Genomic DNA, 5256 nt, shown 5'->3' on the forward strand with positions numbered 1-5256 from the left:
CAGACGCAAGTTATATTTTGGATTAATCAGGAAAGCCACTGTCCCCTGCAAATAGGCAAGGTTAGTTTTAAGCCCCTGCCCTATATGATTCCCATAGTCCTGGTTACGGGTAGTATATGATTTAAAGATGTCTTTCCCGTAGTTAATACCAGCTGTATCAAGACCATATGAAGAGATCATTAACTCTCCTCTAAAAAACCACCTTCTATATTGGTAATCCGCTATATTTACCCATTCGACAAAATTTGCTCCAAATGGATGAGCAAGGGGTTGATTGTAGTGTCCATAATTATTTAGCGTAGATCGCTGAGAATATGTGTATGGTCTTGCAGCATTAAATTCTGTCAAAACATTTAACTTAGGCACCCTAAATATATTATTAGATCTGAACCCCAACTGGCCTCCAAACTTATTTGCATACCACCCACTGGCGCTCGTTACTTCTTTTAATTTAAATTCATCCAGTATGAATTGCCCATAAAAGGTGCTGTTTTCTGATGGGGCATACTTGACATTTATACCCACTAATGCATTGTCAGGAGATCCATTTGAAAATTCAACTGGCCGTAAGAATAAAATAGGATTAAGATAACTCATATCAAATCCTCTTTTGCCAGATGAATCGGAATCCTGCCATATAACAGATTCAAATAATCCTACAGATACCTTTGGGGATATATTCCAATCAAGATAATTAAAAACGCCCCACTTCTTCCTATAGCCGTTCTCGTAAGATGCAGGTGGATACTTCATGTCAATGAATTGCGCCCACATAGTGGTATACTGTATCTTACCAACAGTTGCCACTACTTTAAAGAAAGGATAGTTGAATGAGTTGTCAGATAAGAGCATGGAACGATAGCCATCACCAATAAAGTTCTTATCATACCCGAGCTGAAAATCCAAAAATTTACCAGCTTTATAGTCCAGTAACGCGGATGAATAGGCAAAATCAAATGCCTTGCCATTACTGTAATCTTTCCACTGTCCCTGCCCTGGAATAATCTGCGTCTGACGACTATAAGCATTCAGATATGCTGGCAATTTCGCCTGATTCTCATAAAATTCAGTCCGGAAGGTAAAATTTTTGCCCAGTCTTCCTCCAGCGATAACCCCGCGTGTATTTAGCCAGGTGGTGCCATTGTCAGAGCTATTACCAGCCACAAAATCTGGTAAAAAGCTTGCATAAAAATCATAATCCTGGTGATGATATTCCAACAAGTGTTCATTAAATAATTTGCGGTAAAACCAACTTCTCTTCTTGGTCGTATCACGTTCATGAGGTAATTCAAAATTTGGCTGAATGGAGTAATCACGTAAAGAAGAGTGATAGGTCCGCCAGTTAGTATCACTTACGGCCTGATAAAAGCCAAGTGAAAACTGTCGTCCCGCACTTTGGCCAGAAGAATTTGAGGTTAATGCCAGAGTATAGAGGGTCAACAGCACAAAAAAATAACTTTGTTTATGCATATAAAGTAGTTTGCTTGCCAATTGAACAAAAATACCGGATAGAATTATGGTACAAATTAGAATTCAATTAAAACTATTTGGTTTACATTTTGGAGCCAATCCCCTCATAGACCTTGCGGATACCATCCTCCAGACCAATACTATGTTTCCAGCCATATTTGTGAAGCTTTGTTACATCCATCAATTTTCGGGGGGTACCATCCGGCTTGGTATGGTCGAATACCATATTACCAGAATAGCCTACAATACCGGCTATAAGGCTGGCCAAATCTCCGATGCTAATATCATCCCCCACACCAATATTGATCGGGCCGGGTTCATTATAATGATTCATTAGATAAAAACAGGCATCTGCCATATCATCCGCATGTAGAAATTCTCGTTTAGGCCTGCCTGATCCCCAGATTGTAACAGAATCATGACCGCCTTTTTTAGCTTCGTGGAATTTACGCAATAAAGCAGGTAAGACATGGGAATTGTTCAGGTCATAGTTATCATTGGGACCGTATAAATTTGTGGGCATCACAGAAATAAAATTACATCCGTATTGAGCACGGTAAGCATCACACATTTCAATACCGGCAATTTTAGCGATCGCATAAGGTTGATTGGTGTGTTCCAATGGACCGGTCAGCAAATATTCCTCCTTCAGCGGCTGCGGAGCCATTTTGGGATAAATACAGGAGGAGCCCAAAAACATCAATTTCTTCACACCAGCCTTCCAGGAATAATGGATCACATTATTCTGAATCATCAGGTTTTCATAAATGAACTGCCCTCTGTAAGTATCATTGGCTAGTATTCCTCCTACTTTTGCAGCAGCCAGAAATACGTAAGCTGGTTGTTCCCCATCAAAAAAATCAGCTGTCGCCCGCTGATCCCGAAGATCAAGTTCTGATGATGTACGTGTTATAATATTGTTGAACCCTTCCTGTTGTAATCTACGTATTATGGCAGAACCAACCATCCCACGATGCCCCGCCACATATATTTTATCGGTAGTGTTCATAACTTATTCAAATTGATTTAAAACTTTATACCCTGCATCTTTCAACAATTTCTCCCTCGCAAACAACTCCACGTCTGCAGCCACCATTTCTTTCACCAACGCCGGCAAATCGTACTTGGGTTTCCAGTTAAGCTGTGTATTAGCTTTTGTGGGATCTCCGATCAACAAATCTACCTCAGTAGGGCGGAAGTACCTTTCATCGATGGCCACCAGCATTTGTCCGGGTTGAAGAGGTGAATTTTTACGGGAGCTACTTTTTACAAATCCCTTTTCATGCACACCTTCTCCTTGAAATTCAACCTCAACGCCAACTTCCGCAAAAGCCATTATTATAAAGTCTCTCACAGTAGTAGTCGTACCAGTAGCAATTACATAATCTTCTGGTTTTTCCTGTTGTAATATGAGCCACATGGCCTCTACATAATCTTTGGCATGGCCCCAATCTCGTTTGGCATCCAGATTACCCATAAAAAGCAGGTCCTGCATCCCAAGCGATAGCTTCGCTACTGCTCTCGTTATTTTCCGTGTAACAAAGGTTTCACCTCTTAATGGGCTTTCATGATTAAACAAAATACCATTACATGCAAACATCCTATAAGCTTCCCTATAATTAACTGTTATCCAGTAGGCATACATCTTAGCAACGGCATATGGAGAACGTGGATAAAAAGGAGTTTTTTCCGATTGTGGCACCTCCTGTACTAATCCATATAATTCTGACGTAGACGCCTGATATATTCTTGTTTTCTCAATTAAACCAAGTAGCCTTACCGCTTCCAGGATACGAAGTGTGCCTATCCCATCTACATCGGCAGTATACTCCGGTGCTTCAAAGCTTACCTGCACGTGACTCATCGCCCCGAGATTATAAATCTCATCTGGCTGCACTTCCTGAATGATACGAATAAGATTCGTGGAATCAGACAGATCACCATAATGCAGCTTAAAACGCACATTTTTTTCATGTGGATCCTGGTAAAGATGATCTATTCTGTCTGTATTGAAAAGTGAGCTTCTTCTTTTAATTCCATGCACCTCATATCCCTTACTCAATAAGAGCTGGGCAAGATAAGCACCATCCTGACCGGTGATACCGGTAATAATTGCTTTCTTCATTAAATCTTATATTATAGTTAATTATCGCAAGAATTATAATCTTACCCAAGTTTAATCTGTGCTGTACTAGGCCAATCAATGAGATCTACAGCTGATCTTATATCTGTAAATTTAAAACTATCCAGAAGTTTATCCAGTTTCAGATAAGTTGTATCCAAGCCATAATAGCACTTAAACCTCCTCAAGAGCGACAAGTCAGGCAAAACGGGTTGCTCTTTATCAAAATCACGTGGATGAAAATAAGTCATCATATAGTCCGATTCTTTTGTCCACCGCTTTATCACTCCATAAGGAAACGCCCGGAAATATCCCCCGCCTGAAAATACCCATTTCACTCCGGCAAAAGAATGAGTATTAAGAGGAAACTCTTTTAAGGCGCCACCTTTGTAATGTATTACTGAAGGAGTTGCTGAAGTAAAATCTGGCAATCCTCCATGGGCTCGTTGCGCAGGGAATACAGAACTATCTACTTCTATACCCAGTTCCTGCAAAATTTCAAACGCCCACAAGTTACTGTCCATAATTGAGAACCCAGGGGCTCGGTAAGCATTAATCTTTTGCCCCGACACCTGCCGAAGAATATCAATAGCCTTATATGTATCTTCCTTAAAGGCTGCCGGACTTAATTCATAAACCAGCTGATGCATATAGGAATGACAGGCAATGTCATAGTTGTACTTTGCTATGCGTCGGATTACTTCCGGATATCTTTCTGCGATCCAGCCAATACAGAAAAAGGTGGCTGGCTGTTGATGCTTATCCAACAATTCAAATATAATATCCATATTGCGGAATATGCGGGATTCGAAATTCCTCCACGATCCAGGATCTTTTGTCAAAGGGTGATCAAGTATATGGAACCACTCTTCTATATCGAAACTTAGTATTTTCATTGTTGGGTTGACTCGGATTATCGGTTATCAAAATCAGCAAGACCTATTGACCAATTTGAATAGTCGAAAATCGCCCTATCTGCTGCTGTTCCTACATATTTTCCGATAAACGGTTGTCTTCTCGGTTCTTTTGTTTTTGGAAGTTTGTATAACAGACGTGGCGTAAAATTCAAACTTCCGATATACATAATCATATCAGTTTTATGCGCAAAATGCCTCGTCACATAGGCTGCTACATAGTCCAGGTTACTTTTGTTCATTGGAATTACATCCATTATATATGCTACCTGGCTTCCCTGTTCTTCGTAAAACCTGATATAAAATTTTATCCCCCCTTCATTGAGAGAAAGATAGGTGTCGTCGAATCGCTGTTCTAATAATGCGTTATCACGTTTGAGTGCATAGGGCATTATTTTATACATATCACTACTGTTATTTTTTCTTTGAAAAGGAGCCAACATCCATGCTGTCGTATACACAAATAAATGATTAAAGACATTTATCAATTTACTGAGTTTATTCTTCAGTACAACACCTGCGTGTATAGGCAAAACATAATAACTCAAATCTCCGATGTCTTTCCATTTTACCATGTATTTCCAATATGGATAAGCAATAGGATTAGGTATGGAAATCAGGAAAAAAACTTTGTTGGCTTCCAGTATTTGTTGAAGTGAGTCAAACATTTTCTTCAACAACAATTCATCTTTTCTATAATCCTCATCAATAAAGGCATCACAGGCCATGCCCACTATTTTATCAGTCCCA

At 39.8% G+C, this 5256-nt stretch carries 5 protein-coding genes; all 5 read right to left on the reverse strand.

Features of this window, described 5'->3' with window-relative positions; translation table 11 throughout:
• Nucleotides 1-1470, reverse strand: a 1470-nt coding sequence (locus VIP81_RS07790) for a hypothetical protein (protein WP_331958104.1), incomplete at its 3' end; no start/stop codon positions are given.
• Nucleotides 1471-1552: 82 nt separating this feature from the next.
• Nucleotides 1553-2479, reverse strand: coding sequence for a GDP-L-fucose synthase (locus tag VIP81_RS07795; RefSeq protein WP_331958106.1), 927 nt, complete (start codon nt 2477-2479; stop codon nt 1553-1555).
• A gap of 3 nt (nt 2480-2482) precedes the next feature.
• On the reverse strand, nt 2483-3595 hold the full coding sequence (gene gmd / locus VIP81_RS07800) for a GDP-mannose 4,6-dehydratase (RefSeq protein WP_331958108.1): 1113 nt from the start codon (nt 3593-3595) through the stop codon (nt 2483-2485).
• Nucleotides 3596-3636: 41 nt separating this feature from the next.
• Nucleotides 3637-4488, reverse strand: a complete 852-nt coding sequence (locus tag VIP81_RS07805) for a polysaccharide deacetylase family protein (protein ID WP_331958110.1) — start codon at nt 4486-4488, stop codon at nt 3637-3639.
• 17 nt (nt 4489-4505) lie between these two features.
• A partial coding sequence (locus VIP81_RS07810; protein ID WP_331958112.1) for a hypothetical protein occupies nt 4506-5256 on the reverse strand: 751 nt, incomplete at its 5' end.

It is taken from the genome of Chitinophaga sp. (genome assembly GCF_036566945.1).
GTDB lineage: Bacteria > Bacteroidota > Bacteroidia > Chitinophagales > Chitinophagaceae > Chitinophaga.